At 70.4% G+C, this 14918-nt stretch carries 11 protein-coding genes and 3 pseudogenes; 8 read left to right on the plus strand and 6 right to left on the minus strand.

What is annotated here, in order from left to right; translation table 11 throughout:
• Nucleotides 1–84: pseudogene (locus ACWCP8_RS34095) on the minus strand (aminotransferase class I/II-fold pyridoxal phosphate-dependent enzyme); the annotation flags it as partial.
• A gap of 31 nt (nt 85–115) precedes the next feature.
• Nucleotides 116–1285: a xylose isomerase gene (gene xylA / locus ACWCP8_RS34100; RefSeq protein WP_451120116.1), complete on the minus strand. Its 1170-nt coding sequence runs from the start codon at nt 1283–1285 to the stop codon at nt 116–118.
• A gap of 296 nt (nt 1286–1581) precedes the next feature.
• Between xylA and xylB the strand changes: the two genes are divergently transcribed.
• The 3 genes from xylB (at nt 1582) to ACWCP8_RS34115 (ending at nt 5318) form a co-directional block, all read left to right on the plus strand.
• Complete coding sequence (xylB, locus tag ACWCP8_RS34105) at nt 1582–3066, plus strand: xylulokinase (RefSeq protein WP_328625343.1); 1485 nt, start codon at nt 1582–1584, stop codon at nt 3064–3066.
• Nucleotides 3067–3186: 120 nt separating this feature from the next.
• Nucleotides 3187–4473, plus strand: a complete 1287-nt coding sequence (locus ACWCP8_RS34110) for a VWA domain-containing protein (RefSeq protein WP_352270128.1) — start codon at nt 3187–3189, stop codon at nt 4471–4473.
• Nucleotides 4473–5318, plus strand: a complete 846-nt coding sequence (locus ACWCP8_RS34115; RefSeq protein ID WP_451120119.1) for a hypothetical protein — start codon at nt 4473–4475, stop codon at nt 5316–5318. Before ACWCP8_RS34110 ends, ACWCP8_RS34115 begins: the two co-directional genes overlap by 1 nt.
• Nucleotides 5319–5407: 89 nt before the next feature.
• Here ACWCP8_RS34115 and ACWCP8_RS34120 read toward each other — a convergent pair.
• Nucleotides 5408–6055: pseudogene (locus tag ACWCP8_RS34120) on the minus strand (ThuA domain-containing protein); the annotation flags it as partial.
• A 154-nt stretch (nt 6056–6209) separates the two neighbouring features.
• Between ACWCP8_RS34120 and ACWCP8_RS34125 the strand changes: the two are divergent.
• From ACWCP8_RS34125 to ACWCP8_RS34135, 3 genes are all read left to right on the plus strand, one after another.
• Entirely contained in the window at nt 6210–8018 is a 1809-nt protein-coding gene (locus ACWCP8_RS34125) for an ABC transporter ATP-binding protein (RefSeq protein WP_451120121.1), read from the plus strand.
• A 185-nt stretch (nt 8019–8203) separates the two neighbouring features.
• Nucleotides 8204–9571 (plus strand): cytochrome P450, encoded by a 1368-nt coding sequence (locus ACWCP8_RS34130; protein ID WP_451120123.1) that lies wholly within the window; start codon nt 8204–8206, stop codon nt 9569–9571.
• Nucleotides 9572–9733: 162 nt separating this feature from the next.
• Nucleotides 9734–10132 carry a DUF6221 family protein gene (locus ACWCP8_RS34135; RefSeq protein ID WP_326606730.1) on the plus strand — a complete coding sequence of 133 codons (399 nt, stop codon included), beginning with the start codon at nt 9734–9736 and terminating at the stop codon, nt 10130–10132.
• 215 nt (nt 10133–10347) lie between these two features.
• Here ACWCP8_RS34135 and ACWCP8_RS34140 read toward each other — a convergent pair.
• Nucleotides 10348–10527 (minus strand): annotated as a pseudogene (locus ACWCP8_RS34140) (hypothetical protein); the annotation flags it as partial.
• Between the two features lie 278 nt (nt 10528–10805).
• Nucleotides 10806–11354 carry a hypothetical protein gene (locus tag ACWCP8_RS34145; RefSeq protein WP_451120126.1) on the minus strand — a complete coding sequence of 183 codons (549 nt, stop codon included), beginning with the start codon at nt 11352–11354 and terminating at the stop codon, nt 10806–10808.
• Between the two features lie 26 nt (nt 11355–11380).
• On the opposite strand from ACWCP8_RS34145, the gene ACWCP8_RS34150 reads away from it, so the two are divergent.
• Nucleotides 11381–11872 (plus strand): choice-of-anchor P family protein, encoded by a 492-nt coding sequence (locus ACWCP8_RS34150; RefSeq protein WP_451120128.1) that lies wholly within the window; start codon nt 11381–11383, stop codon nt 11870–11872.
• Here ACWCP8_RS34150 and ACWCP8_RS34155 read toward each other — a convergent pair.
• The gene (locus tag ACWCP8_RS34155) at nt 11782–13725 is read right to left on the minus strand and encodes a putative Ig domain-containing protein (RefSeq protein WP_451120130.1); all 1944 of its coding nucleotides are present in this window, start codon (nt 13723–13725) and stop codon (nt 11782–11784) included. The genes ACWCP8_RS34150 and ACWCP8_RS34155 overlap by 91 nt on opposite strands.
• A gap of 319 nt (nt 13726–14044) precedes the next feature.
• On the opposite strand from ACWCP8_RS34155, the gene ACWCP8_RS34160 reads away from it, so the two are divergent.
• A complete protein-coding gene (locus ACWCP8_RS34160) occupies nt 14045–14863 on the plus strand; it encodes a TrmB family transcriptional regulator (protein ID WP_451120132.1) in 819 nt (272 codons plus the stop codon).
• The last annotated feature ends 55 nt before the right edge of the window (nt 14864–14918 follow it).

Raw genomic sequence — 14918 nt, forward strand, 5'->3', positions numbered from 1 at the left:
GACGACGAGCAGGTCCCGCTCGCAGGCGAGTTCGGCGATCGCCGCCAGCTCCTCGCGGGTCAGGACGGTGCCGGTGGGGTTGTGCGCGGACCGGTCCGGCGGCCGCACCCCGGCGTCAGCGGACCCCGAGCAGGTGGTCCAGCGCCAGCTGGTCCAACGCCTCGAAGGCCATGCTGCGCTCCGCCGCGGCGGTCACATCGAAGTCCTCGTACGCCGACCGGTCGGCCAGCAGCCCCGCCACGCCGTCCTCGGCGGTGGGCAGGGCCAGCTCGTCGAGCCGGGACGCGCGCAGCGCCTCCTGCACGGCCGGGTCGGCGCGGAAGGCGGCGGCGCGCTCCTTGAGGATCAGGTAGTTGCGCATGCAGCCGGCGGCCGACGCCCAGACACCGTCGTAGCCCTCGGTCCGCGGCGGCTTGAAGTCGAAGTGGCGCGGGCCGTTGTAGTCGGAGGTCTCCAGGAGGTCGACGAGCCAGAAGGCCTGGCGCAGGTCGCCGGCGCCGAAACGGAGGTCCTGGTCGTACTTGATGCCGGACTGGCCGTTGAGGTCGATGTGGTAGAGCTTGCCGGCCCACAGGGCCTGGGCGATGCCATGCGGGAAGTTCAGTCCGGCCATCTGCTCGTGGCCGACCTCGGGGTTCACGCCGTACATCTGCGGGCGCTCCAGGCGCTCGATGAACGCCAGGGCGTGGCCGACGGTGGGCAGCAGGATGTCGCCGCGCGGCTCGTTCGGCTTCGGCTCGATCGCGAACCGCAGGTCGTAGCCCTGCTCGACGACGTACTCGCCGAGCAGGTCGAAGGCCTCCTTCATCCGGTCCAGCGCCACCCGCACGTCCTTCGCGCCACCGGATTCGGCGCCCTCACGGCCGCCCCAGGCCACATAGGTGGTGGCGCCGAGCTCGACGGCGAGGTCGATGTTGCGGATGACCTTGCGCAGCGCGTACCGGCGCACGTCACGATCGTTGGCAGTGAACGCGCCGTCCTTGAACACCGGGTGCGTGAACAGGTTCGTCGTCGCCATGGGCACCACGAGACCGGTCGCGTCCAGCGCCTGCCGGAACCGCTTCACGAGGCCTTCGCGCTCGGTGTCCGTGGAGCCGAACGGGATCAGGTCGTCGTCGTGAAAGGTCACACCGTACGCACCGAGCTCCGCGAGCCGCTGGACGGACTCGACCGGGTCGAGCGCCGCGCGGGTCGCGTCGCCGAACGGGTCACGTCCCTGCCAGCCCACCGTCCACAGACCGAACGTGAATCGGTCTCCCGGGGTGGGCGTGAAGCGTTCCGTCATCGTCTGACCACCTTCGGTGCAGTCGGGTCCACAACCGATCGAGGTCGCCGAACCCCTATTTGTTCAGTGTCATGATTAATCTTGCACGGCACTCCTGTGCGCCGTAACCCCTCGTCACCCATCGCCTCCGCGAATCCGGGGACGCCCCTGGTCCGAACGCACGCGATCGCGTAATTTGTTTTCAGCACGATCAAATCGATCGCACCTGTGCCCACCAGCACACCAGTGCATCCACACACCCGCACACCTGCACACCCGCACACCTGCACACCCGCACCGCGAGAATGAGGTAACCCATGCCGCCGCGTACCGTCGTCATCGGCGTGGACAGCTCCACCCAGTCCACCAAGGCGGCCTTCGTCGACGCCGCCACCGGTCAACTGCTCGCCGTCGGACGTGCCCCGCATGTCGTCACGGGTGAGGCGGGGGCCCGCGAGACCGACCCCGAAGTGTGGTGGCAAGCGCTGCGCGCCGCCGTCGCCGCCGGGCTGAAGGAGTCCGGCGTACCCGCCGCGGACGTCACCGGCATCGCGGTGGCCGGCCAGCAGCACGGCCTGGTCGTCCTCGACCGTGAGGGCCGGCCGCTGCGCCCCGCCCTGCTGTGGAACGACACCCGCTCCGCCCCGCAGGCCGCCGCCCTCACCGCCGCACTGGGTGGTGCGGCCGCCTGGACCGCCCGCACCGGATCGGTGCCGGTGGCCTCCATGACCGCGTCGAAGTGGCAGTGGCTGCGCGAGAACGAGCCGGAGACCGCCGCCGCGACCGCGGCGATCCGCCTCCCGCACGACTTCCTCACCGAACGGCTGACGGGCGTGGCCGTCACCGACCCCGGCGACGCGTCGGGCACCTGCTGGTACTCCACCGCCACCGGTGCGTACGACCCCGAGCTTCTCGAACTGCTGGGCCTGGACCCCGCCTTGCTGCCCGAGGTGGCCACGACCGGAGCGGCCCGGGCCGGTTCGCTGACCGCCGAAGCGGCACAGACGCTGGGCCTGCCGGCCGGGATCGCCGTGGCGGCGGGCACCGGGGACAACATGAGCGCCGCGGTCGGCCTCGGTCTCGGTGGCGCCGGGCTGCTGGACCACCCCGTACTCAGCCTCGGCACCTCGGGTACGGTCTTCGCCGCCTCCGGGACCCGGCCCGCGTCGGCGGCGCTCTCCGGTTTCGCCGCGGCGGACGGTACGTACCTCCCGCTGGCCTGCACGCTCAACTGCACGCTCGCCGTGGACAAGGTCGCCACCCTGCTCGGCCTGGACCGCAACGACACGGCACCCGGCGGTGAGGCGGTGCTCCTCCCCTACCTCGACGGCGAACGCACCCCCGACCTGCCCACGGCCTCCGGCCTGCTCACCGGCCTCCGGCACGACACCACCCCGCAGCAACTCCTCGGCGCCGCCTACGAAGGCGCGGTCGTCACCGTGCTGCGCGCCCTCGACGAACTGCTGAGGGCCTGCGGGCTCGACCCGGCCGACCCCGAGGTGGCCGCCCGACCGCTGCGCCTGATCGGCGGCGGCGCGCAGGGACACGCCTGGGTGGAGACGGTACGACGGCTCTCCGGACGGCCCGTCATCGTGCCCGGCAGCGGCGAACTGGTGGCGCTGGGCGCGGCCGCACTCGCCCAGGCGGCGGCCACCGGACAGGACCCGGTCGCGATCGCCACCTCCTGGGACACCGGTGACGACACCCAACTGCCGCCCGTCGAAAGGGACACGGAGACCTGGGAGCGGGTCGGCTCCGTCCTGGAGCGGGCCGCGGAGCCGCTGCTGGGCGGTGTCAAGTAGCGCGGTGACCTCGCGCGTTCACCGGGTGGTGCAGCCCCCGTTCACGCATTTGTCGTCAATCGCCTGACGGGCTCGATCGCCGGTTTGGGGAAGCCATGTGATCTTCACTAGTATCCGGCGATGATCATAAGAAGAAGGCTGACGGTCGGGGTGGGCATTCTGCTTGCCACCCTGACCGCCGGGCTCGGCACGGCCCTCCCCGCCGCTGCCGACGAAGCCCCCACCAAAGCCTCCCCCAAGGTCGAGCTGGTACTCGACGTCAGCGGCTCCATGCGGACCCGTGACATCGACGGCCAGTCCCGGATGACCGCCGCGAAGCAGGCGTTCAACGAGGTCCTGGACGCGGTGCCCGAGCAGGTGCAGCTCGGCATCCGGACCCTCGGCGCCGACTACCCGGGCGACGACCGGAAGGTCGGCTGCAAGGACACCAAGCAGCTCTACCCGGTCGGCCCGCTCGACCGCACCGAGGCGAAGACCGCGGTCGCGACCCTGGCCCCTACCGGCTGGACCCCGATCGGCCCCGCCCTGCTGGGCGCGGCCGACGACCTCGAGGGCGGCGACTCCACCCGCCGGATCGTGCTGATCAGCGACGGCGAGGACACCTGCGGCCCGCTCGACCCGTGCGAGGTGGCACGCGACATCGCGGCCCGCGGCATCCACCTCGTCATCGACACACTGGGCCTGGTGCCGAACGCGAAGATCCGCCAGCAGCTCACCTGCATCGCCGAGGCGACCGGCGGGACGTACACGGCCGTCCAGCACACCGATGAACTCTCCGACCGCGTCACCCAGTTGGTGGACCGGGCGGCCGAGCCCGTCGTCACCCCGGTGGCGACCGAGGGCGCGGACAGCTGCTCCGCCGCCCCGCAGCTCAAGGCGGGTCTCTACACGGACCGGCAGAAGTTCGGCGAACACCGCTGGTACCGGGTGGATGTGCTGCCGGGTCAGGAGCTGCGCGCCTCGGTGAGTGTGTCGGCGGACCGAGCCGTCAACAACGACTACGGCGTGCTGCTGCGCGCCGTCACCGTGCACGGCCGCGAGATCGTCAGAGGATCGGAGTCCGGCACCGGCCGCACCGACGCGATCTCGTCCGGTCTGCGCTACCCCAAGCCCGAGCAGGACGACACGGACAGCGCGGACGGCGAGGACAAGCCGGCCGCGGAGACCGTCTGCCTCCAGCTCAGCAACTCCTTCTCGGCCCCTGCCTCCGTGAAGACCTCGCCGGGCATGCCGGTCGAGCTCACCGTCGACGTGGTGGACGCGCCGGACGACGCGGCCGACGCGGCCGCGTTCGGTCTCGGCCGCGGCTGGTGGCTGCTGGGCGTACTCGTCCTGACCGGACTGATCGCGGGGCTGCTCCTCGGCTGGATCTCGCGCTGGCGCATCGCCGTATGGAGGACCAACTGATGGTGCGTACAAGACGAGTACTCGCGGGTGCGCTGCTGGCCGGGTTCGCCCTGCTGACATCGGCGGGGGCGGCCTCGGCCGACGACCCGTCCGCGAGCCCGAGCCCGAGCGCGTCCGACGGCAGTACGGGTCCCACCGAGGCGGGTACCACATTCCGTACCGCCACGGCGATCCAGCAGAACCAGCGCGCCACCGCCGGGGCGTCCACGGGTGACTACCTGTACTGGGTGTTCCCCGCCGACGCGGGCCAGCGAGCCACCGTCAAGGCGACGGTCACCCTGCCCGAGAGCGCCACCCGGCACGGCGTGTCGACCTGGCAGGTCGATGTGTACGACGGGCTGCGGCGCCGGCAGGCCTGCATGTACGGCCACCAGACCAGGAAGGCGGCCGCGGACGCGTCGACGGTCGAACTCTCCTGCGTCCTGCGGACCGTCCGTGCCTGGTCCGAGCCGTGGGCCGACGACCCGCTGCCGGGCAGCTACTACGTACGCCTCACCGTCGTCGATCTGCCGTCGGCCGATCTGGGGCAGCCGGTGCGGACCGAGGTCGAGGTGACGGCAGCCGACAAGGGCGGAGCCCACGACGTCGACGGCGCACTGAGCGAGCCGCTGGTGCCCGGGGCGTCCTCCGTGCAGCAGACGTCCGACGACGCGTCCTCGGGCGACGAGTCCACGACCCGGGTGTCGCTCGGCAGCGAGCCGGACGACGGCTGGGCCTCAGGCTGGTGGACGGACCGCTGGATCTGGACCGTCGGCGGTGGCATCCTCGGTGCGCTCGCGGCCGTGTTCGGCTACTCCCTGACCCGCGGCAGCGGCCGCCCGTCCCGGGTCCCGCCGGGCGTCTGACCGTCCTTCGGCCGCACTCCGGCCCCCTCCACGGCGCCTTCGCCCCTCACTCCCGGGGCGGGGGCGCCGTGGCGCGACAGGCCGACATGACGGAGTCCGCCGAGGAGATGGGCGCGGAACACGGGGTCGAGGTACGCCTCGCGGGTGTGCCCGAGCGCGGTGTAGAAGACCCGGGCGCCGGCATGTTCATGGGCCCAGACAAGGGGATGGTCGCTTCCCATGCCGCCGCCTTCGTACGAGGACTCGTCGGCGCGGGCGAGCACCCGCACACTGCCCCGCGGGTTCGCCCGGAAGTCGTACCACTCGTCGGTGAACTCCCAGGTGGCGCCCAGATGCGCGGTCGCCGGGTGACCGTGGTCCTCGACGATCACCGTTCCCGGCTGGAGGGCGGGATGGCGGTCGAACCGGGCTCCGAGGAGTTCGCCGTAGAACGGCCAGTCGTACTCCGTGCAGGCCGCGGCATGCACCCCCATGAACCCGCCGCCCCCGGCGCAGTACGCCTGGAGTCCGGTGCGCCCGGCAGGGGTGAGGACTTCCCCGCTGGTGGAGAGGAACACCACGGCGGCGTAGGCGGCGAGCCCGCTCTCGAAGACGTCCGGCGCCTCTGTCGCGTCGACGGCGAAGCCGTGCCCGGCACCGAGTTCACGGAACGCGGTGACTGCGTCGGGGATCGAGTCGTGCCGGTAGGCGGTGGTGCGGGTGAAGACGAGGATCTTCGGAAGACTGCGCGACGCCATCACATGCTCCGGAGGCCGGGTCGGGCGGGACGCCCCTCATCATGCGCGCCGGACGACCACGATCTCACCGGCTCACGGACGGGGCCGGGGACGGTCGGATCCAGCTGGTGGAAAGGGGCTTGTGCTGTTCGATCCGCCGGGATTCGCTTGTCCCATGCAGCGAACGGTCTCTTCGTACCACCATGCGCATGACCACGCATCCCACCGACCGGGCACGCTCGATCACCGTTACCGGGGCGAGCACCCGGTGCGCACGCTCGGCTATCTTCTGCGCCCCGACCGTCGACGCATCGCGATCGCCGCAGCCGCCTTCGTCGTCAAGCACAGCCCCGTGTGGCTGCTTCCGCTGATCACGGCGAACATCATCGACGTAGTCGTCCAGCACCGCCCCGAACGGGAACTGTGGCTCAACGCGGGCGCACTGCTGTGCGTGCTCGTCCTCAACTACCCGATGCATCTGCTCTACGTACGCTGCCTCGGCGGCAGCGTCCGCCGGATGGGCACCGCACTGCGCGACGCGCTCTGCCGCCGCATGCAGCAGCTGTCCATCGGCTACCACTCGCGGACGAGCGCGGGCGTTCTCCAGGCCAAGGTGGTCAGGGATGTGGAGAGCGTCGAGCAGATGGTGCAGCAGTCCGCCGACATGGGGCTGGCCGCCGTCATCACGCTGATCGGCGGGCTCACCGTCATCGCCATCCGTGTTCCGTCGTTCCTGCCGGTGTTCCTGGTGGTCGTCCCGGCGGCCGCCCTGCTGGTGATGCGGCTGCGGGCCCGGCTGCGGAGCCACAACGAGTCGTTCCGCCAGGAGGTGGAACAGCTCTCCGCGCGGGTCAGCGAGATGACCAGCCTGATCCCCATCACCCGCGCCCACGGCCTGGAACGCACGGCGCTCGGCCGCGTCGACGGTTCACTGCGCCAGGTCTTCACGGCCGGCCTGCGCCTCGATCTGCTCAACGGCCGCTTCGGAGCACTCGCCTGGATCCTGCTGAACTCGCTCGGCGTGGCCTGCCTGGCAGGATCGGCCCTGGTCGCGTACCACGGCTGGCTTCCCATCACGGCGGGCGACGTGGTGATGCTGAGCGCCTTCTTCACCACGCTCACCGGATCGATGAGCACGCTGCTCAGCCTCGCGCCGATCATCAGCAAGGGCCTGGAGTCGGTGCGTTCGGCCGGCGAGGTCCTTCAGGCTCCGGACCTGGAGAGCAACGCGGGCAAGGACCGGGTCGACGAGGTGCAGGGCCGTATCGACTTCGAGCGGGTCGGCTTCGGTTACGACGGAGTGGACAGCCCCGCCGTCGAGGACTTCACCCTGTCGGCGCGCCCCGGCGAGACGGTCGCCCTGGTCGGCGCCTCGGGGGCAGGCAAGTCGACCGTGCTGAACCTCCTCATCGGCTTCATCCGCCCGACGTCGGGCCGCATCCTGCTGGACGGCACCGACATGGCCACCCTGGATCTGCGCAGCTACCGCCGGTTCCTGTCCGTCGTACCGCAGGAGTCCATCCTGTTCGAGGGCAGCATCAGGGAGAACGTCACCTATGGCATGGGCGAAACCGATGAACAGACTGTCCGTCAGGCTCTGCGTGACGCGAACGCGCTCGACTTCGTCGAAGACCTGCCCGACGGCCTCTCGACGGTCGTCGGAGAGCGCGGGGCGCGGCTGTCGGGCGGCCAGAAGCAGCGGCTCGCCATCGCCCGTGCGCTGATCCGCAACCCACGGGTACTGATCCTGGACGAGGCGACCTCGGCCCTGGACACCCGCTCGGAGGCCCTGGTCCAGGAGGCGCTCGCCCGGCTGATCCACGGCCGCACGGTCTTCGTCGTCGCCCACCGGCTCTCCACCATCCGGGCGGCGGACCGCATCGTGGCCATGGACCGGGGCCGGATAGCCGAGGTGGGGACCCATGAGGAGCTGGTGCGGCGGGGCGGGGTGTACGCGGGGTTGCAGCCGGCGAAGTCCGCGTAGGGCGTCCCGGCGCAAGGACGAGCACGGCACGCCCGACCGCACTCCCGTAACGCGGCACGGTTACCCTCGACAACTCACGTACTCCACAAGGCCGATGACCTCTTCTATCCATCGGGACATCGTGGAGTCCAGCCATGTCGCCGCGTACCGGATCCGGGTACGCCACCAGCGAGCGGAGACCTTTCATGTCCACGGAGACCGGCCCCGCCGTCGACGCCGAGCCGAGCGGCCACGTGCCCGTACCGGGCCCCAAGGGGCTGCCGTTTCTCGGGAATCTGCCGCAGTTCGGGAAGAACCCGCTGGCGTTCTTCGAGCGGCTGCGCGGGTACGGGGACATGGTCAGCTGGCGCTTCGGCCCCAACTCCTCTGTGTTCATAGCCGATCCGGAGTGCATAGGCGAACTGCTCACCGAGACGGAACGCACCTTCGACCAGCCGGCGCTGGGCATCGCGTTCCGCACCGTGATGGGCAACGGCGTGGTGGTGGCGCGCGGTCCGGACTGGCGGCGGAAGCGGTCACTGGTCCAGCCGTCCGTACGGCCGAAGCAGGTGCGGTCGTACGCGGCGACGATGGCGGGCAGCACAGTGGAACTGGCGGACACCTGGTCCGGCGGTGAACGCATCGACATCAAGCGGGAGATGGCCGCGCTGACGCAGAGGATCGCCGTCCGCACCATCTTCGGGGTGGACACCCCGGCGGACGCCGAGGCGATGGGCCGGGCGATGGACGTCGCCCAGCAGGAGATCGGCAAGGAGTTCAGCGGCATCGGCGCGCTGCTCCCCGACTGGGTGCCGACACCGGGCCGGGCCAGGATCAAGAAGGCCGCCGCGGTCATCGACGCCGAGGTGGGCCGGGTCGTCGCCCGGCACCGCGACGGGGACGGTGAGCGCCCCGACCTGCTGAGCCGACTGCTGACCGCGGTGGACGAGAACGGCGCGCAGCTCACGGACAAGGAGATCCGCGACGAGACCGTCACCCTCTACATCGGTGGGCACGAGACCACCAGCTCCACCCTGGTCTGGGCGTGGTACCTGCTGTCCCGCAATCCGCAGGCGCGCGCCGCGCTCACCGAGGAGCTGGACCGGGTGCTCGGCGACCGGGAGCCGGAGTTCGACGACTACGCGCGACTGACGTACACCCAGGCCGTGGTCAAGGAGACGCTGCGGCTGTACCCGACGATCTGGCTGGTGACCGGGGTCGCCAAGGAGGGGGCGCGGATCGGCGGCGTGGACATGCCGAAGGGCACCAGGGTGTGGACGAGCCAATGGGCGACGCACCGCGACGAGCGGTGGTTCCCGGAGCCGGAGGAGTTCCGCCCGGAGCGCTGGGACGCCGAGAGCGGCGACGACATCGCGGAGTACGCCTGGTTCCCGTTCGGCGGCGGCCCCCGGGTCTGCCTCGGTACGCGGTTCGCAATGGTCGAGGCGGTGCTGATCCTCGCGGTGCTGGCGCGCCGGTTCGAAATGGAGGTGGACGCGGGCGACGTCAACCCCGTGCCCACGCTGACACTCCAGCCGGACCGGGACGTCATGGCGACGGTACGGGCCCGGTAGTCCGCCGGGAGCGTGTCCGGATGGCGGAACGGCCACGTGCGCGATGTGCAACCACCATCCGCCGTACGGCATCCTCGTGCTGAACGAGTAGTCCGGCCCCGGACCCGGTGGGTGATCACGCCGGTGCGGGGCCGCACCTGACGGCGGAGGATGCGGAACCCGATGACTGACAACTCCGAGATGGTGGCCTTTGTGCGGGCGCGCCTGGCCGAGGAGGAACAGGTTGCGCGAGCGGCCGGCGGCCAGAGTTGGCGGTGCCCGGCCGAGACACCGGGGGAGGTCCATGACCGGACCGGCGCCATCGCGTTCAGCCTGCGGACACATGGTTACGACGATCACATCGCCCTGCAGGATCCCGCGCGCTCGCTCCGACGCATCGAGACGAGCAGGGTCCTGCTGGACGAGTACGAAGAGGTCGCCGCCCTGGACGCCGACCGCCCCCACCACGACTTCGCCTCCGGCCGCGCGGTCGGACTGGGCTTCGTCGTACGGCAGATGGCCGCGGAGGACGCCGGGCACCCCGACTACCAGGCGAAGTGGCTGCCGCGGTTCACCCAGTGACGACCCGTCCGTGCGGCGCGGCGCCACCGGGCACGCCGGGTCAACCGGCCGTCGGCGTCGGAGGGTCGACGCGGGCGGCAACGCGCCGCGCCCGCAGTTGGGCACGGACACGTGGTCGGAACTTCGGCTCCTTGCCGCAACCACAGGATTGCCGTCCTTCGTAGCGCAGCCCTTCGCCGAGCACTGCGCTCACCACGGACCGCCCGCGGACGTCCGGCCGGCACCTCCCGCCGCTGCCCACCCGTCCCGAACCGCCGGATCACGCCCTCGAACTGCTGCCGTAGCCGCTCCGGGTACGGGTACGGGTACGGGTACGGGTACGGGCCGAACTCGCCGATCGGCAGGTAGGGCACGATGAACTCCCACTCCGCATCCGTCAGTTGCGCTCGCGTCATGCAAGACGCTCTACCGGATCCGCCCCACCGCGCGGGGCGAATCCGCCGGATTGATCACAACCAGATACGCACCCTAGCGGGACCGGCGCCGAGTACGTCGTGCGCCTGCGCTACGGCGGATACGCCACCACTTGGGGCTTCGCCCTCCATCTCGCCGACACCGACGGTGTTCGCCCCGCTGAGGGTGTTGCTCTGCCGCCGTCCCGTGTGATCCGCCGGGCCACGGGGCGGCGACTGCGTCCCGGGCAGCCGTGCCCTGGGGCACACCTCAACCCTCCTCATCCCACCACCGCGTACACCACGAACCGCCCGCGGGAGCCGGTGCACCGCATCGCCTCGCCGCAGACCCGCCGTGTGGCCACCACGGATGTGCGGCCGGCACCTACCGCGGTGAAGTCGGCCGTGCTCGTGCCGCAGCCGGCCGTGCGGGTCGGCCCCGAGCAACTGGCGGCCGGCCTGGCGACCCCGGTGGCGTCCTGCCGCAGGACCCGGGGCGCGTCCGACTGGTGGAATGTCCAGTGCGGGCTGTCCAGCGCAATGTGGAGTCGTTCCCCGACCGTGAGGTGAACGGGCTTTCCGTTGTCGGACAACGACAACGACACCGCGCCCGGGCTGCCGGCCGTAGTGGTCGGCGGCGGTGTGCCGGGGCTCCTCGGCGTGGCTGGCGTCGGCGGTCCGGAGCCGGGGGCCGAGGCGGTCGGTCCGGACGTCGGCGGAGTGGTTGCCGGACTGCCGGACACGCCGCCGGACGTGCATCCGGCCAGCGCCAGCGTGGCAGCGATGACGACGCAGGCGCCGAGCCGGGGCAGACGACTTGGTCGAGCCATCGATTCTCCTCGTCAGGTCACGGGCTGTGGCGACCGGTCGTCGTGCGTTCCCGGCTTGGACGGCTGCCGGAGCGACCAGGTTCCCGCAGCCACGCGGTTTATGTCTGACCAGCACCTGCACGGCCACGCACGGCTTCGCGACCCTCACCCCGACCATCGCCGGGGCTCCGGTCACCGTTCCGAGCGCGCCCAACAGTGTGAGCGGCCTGCCCTGCGGCGCCCGGGTGGTGATCAATGAGCAGTCGGCCGTGCTCGATGCGGGCTTCGGCACCACGGTGAACGCGGCGCATCTCGTCGTACCGTCCCTGCTGGGGGGCACCACGGCGGACGTGGTGATCCGCTCCGCCACCCGCAATGACTCCGCCCCGGCAGCGGTTCCCTGCCGGGGCGGAACGTGTCGTGCTGTGCCCAGGGAGTCCTGGTGGGGTCAGGAGGCGTTCAGGGCGGTGTCGTCGACCACGAAGCTGGTCTGGAGGCTGGAGTCCTCCGTGCCGGTGAACTTCAGCGTCACCGTCTGACCGGCGTAGCTGGACAGGTTGAACGACTTGAGTGCATAGCCACTCGCCGCGTTCAGGTTGGAGTAGGTGGCCAAGGTAGTGGTGCCGACCTGGACGGTCAGTTTGTCGTAAGCGGACGTTGTGGTGGTCTCGGCGGTGTCGACGTGCAGGTAGAAGGAGAAGGTGGCGCTGCATCCGGCCGGGATGGTCACCGACTGGGACACGGTGTCGGTATGGGCGCTGCCGTAGCCGTCCAGCCAGGCCTTCCAGCTGCCGGAGTGGGCAGGCTCACCGCTGGAGTTGTCGATCACGCCGCTGCTGGCCGTCCATGGCGAAGCAGTGCCCGTCTCGAAGCCGGGATTGCCGAGCTTCTGACCCGGGCTGGCGCAGCCGCCGGTGCTGCTGACGGTCCAGCTGAACGAGGTGCTGCCGGAGGCTCCCGTGCTGTCCTTGGCAGTGACCGTGACGGAGGAGGTGCCGGCCGTGGTCGGGGTGCCACTGATCCGGCCGCTGGAGGAGATGCTGAGTCCGGCCGGCAGCCCGGCCGCAGTGTAGGTGAGGGTCTGGCCCGAGTCGGAGTCGGAACCCGTGATCTGCAGGGACACGGCAGTGCCCACGGTGCTGCTCTGATTCCCGGGGTTGTTGACGGTGACCGTGTTGCCTGTGCTGCCGCCGACGATGGCGTGGGTTATGGCGCACGCATTGGTGTCGTTGGACCAGCTGGCCTGCTCGGCGAAGGTGCCGGTGCCCATCGTGACGTTCGCCGCTCCGCCCGCGCTACCCGGCGAGATCCAGGCACACTCGTCGGAGTTCTCCTGGCCGTTGTATGAGCTGCCGGTGTGGTTCGTCCAGCCACCTGCCGGGTTCTGGTCCGACATCATCTCTTGCCACTCGTGGCCGAGCGTCATGGTCCAGCCGTCGAGGGTGCCAGGGGAGTTCACGAACCCGACGCCGCAGCCCGCGCCCGAGTCGATGTTGTACGGCTGGTTGCTGAAAGCGATGTCGCCGACGGTCGATGTGACCGCACCGCCCGTCAGCGTGGTGTCACCGTTCCAGTCGTGCCACGCGCAGTACTGGCCCTGGTAGCTGTCGGGGTTGGTACCGTGGGGCGACAGGATCACGTAGTACGCGTCGCGGTTGGATGCAGCCGTGGTGTTGCCGAAGTGGCTGGCTGCCTTCACAGCCTCGACGCCGAGCTGGTGCCCTGTGGCGGCACTCGGCGACGCCGCCGAATTGTCGTACCACGCGCCGGCCAGGACGCCGCCGCTCTGGTAGGGGATGAAGTTGGCGTTCGAGGGACAACTGGTCGCGCCGGTCGGCACGTTCGGACCGTCGCACCACTGGGTCAGGTCGGCCGACCACCGCTCGTTACCGGTGCCGATGTCCTTGAACATCTCCTGGGCAACGGGCGCGGCACCCGCCGAGTCGCCGGAGAAGGTCATGTCTCCGTTGCTGTTGGTGCTCTGCGTGCCCCACTGGGTGCCGTAGAACACCACATAAACCTTCGAGTGGCCGCTCTGGACGCCGATGCCGTCGACGCCGCCGCCGTAGGACAGCGTCTGCGGCCCGGTCGCGACGCTCGCGGAAGCCTGGGAGGCTGCCCAGGCCTTCATCTTTGCGTTCTGCTTGAGGGTCGGAACGGCGCCGTGCCGATACGAGTGGTGGTACGCGGGGCTGTAGGGGTTGGCGACGGAGCCGCCCGGCGCCTGGGGCGCGGCCGGTGCGGCCACCGCCTGGGGCGCGGCGGCCAGCATGCCGCCGGCTACCAGGGCTGCGGCCGACACCAGGGCGGCGGCCCCGCGGCGGGTGAATCGTCGGAGCGGGTTGGGTCTCGCGTAGTCCGGGTTCTGCGATCGCAAGAGACTGCCCTTCATGGGGAGTTGGTGCCCTACGGCGGGAAGTCTCGCTATGTCAAGGTCATGACAAAACAGTCATGCTTCGACAGGACACGGATCAACTGCTGCCGGGGGCTTCAAGTAGCGCACGTTCTTCGGGGTGAGCTGCCACCCCGGTCAGTGGTGGCTGTCCGTGATGCTACTGAGTGCCCACCCCAACGGAGTTTCAGTCAATGGCAAAGCCTTTGCCTCGGTAAGGAATGCAGCGGAGACCCAACCGCTATGAATCAGGACAGAGTTGACTTTGTCCGTCCCCCGACGAGGGGATCGGAACAGATCGGCTATAGCGTGTGACGCCATGGACCTGGACGACGCATCGGTCAGCGACCTCATAGCACTGGGCCTGGCACGCTACGAGGCGCGGGTCTACCTCGCGCTGGTCAGACGCGAGTCGTACACCGCCGCCGAGGTGGCGCGTGAGGCGGATGTGCCCCGCCAGCGCGTCTACGACGTATTGGACGCCTTGGTGCGGCGTCGCCTCGCCACCGTCCGCCCAGGCCGGGTGGCCACGTTCTGCGCGGTCGCACCCGAACTTGCCACCGCCCGGCTCATGGCGCTGCAACGCGAATCCCTCGAACGGCTCGAGCACGTGTCTTCGGCACTGGTAACTGCCCTGCTGCCCGTCTGGTCCGACGGGCGCAACAAGACCGACCCGCTCGACTACATCGAGGTGCTGCGCGATCCCAAGGTCATCGCCGAACGATTCGCCGACATCCAGGAACAGGCCGGACGCGAACTGTTGAGCTTCTGCCAACGGCCCTTTCTCGCCCCGGTCGCCAACACCGAGGGGATCGCGACGGTGCGCCGACTGCGCAGGGCAGGCGGCCGGGCCCGGGCCATCTACACCCATGACGCGCTCAACGACGCCGAAGTGCTGGAGCACGTGCGGTGTTTCAGCGAGGCGGGGGAGGAGGTGCGGCTCACCGCCGAGTTGCCGCTCAAGCTGATCATTGCCGACGCCTCGCTCGTGCTCTGCGACATGCAGGATCCGGTTGCCGGCACCGGCGCCACCACCGCGCTCTACATCGAACACCCGGCGCTCGCCCACTGCTTGCAACTGGCCTTCCAGAGCGTCTGGGACCGTGCCGAGCCGGCGAATACTACGCGCGGACTCTAGACGCAATACCGGTGTGCCCTCACCCCGCCCCCGTGGCGCGGAGTGAGGGCACGTC

The organism is Streptomyces sp. NPDC002206, assembly GCF_053593595.1.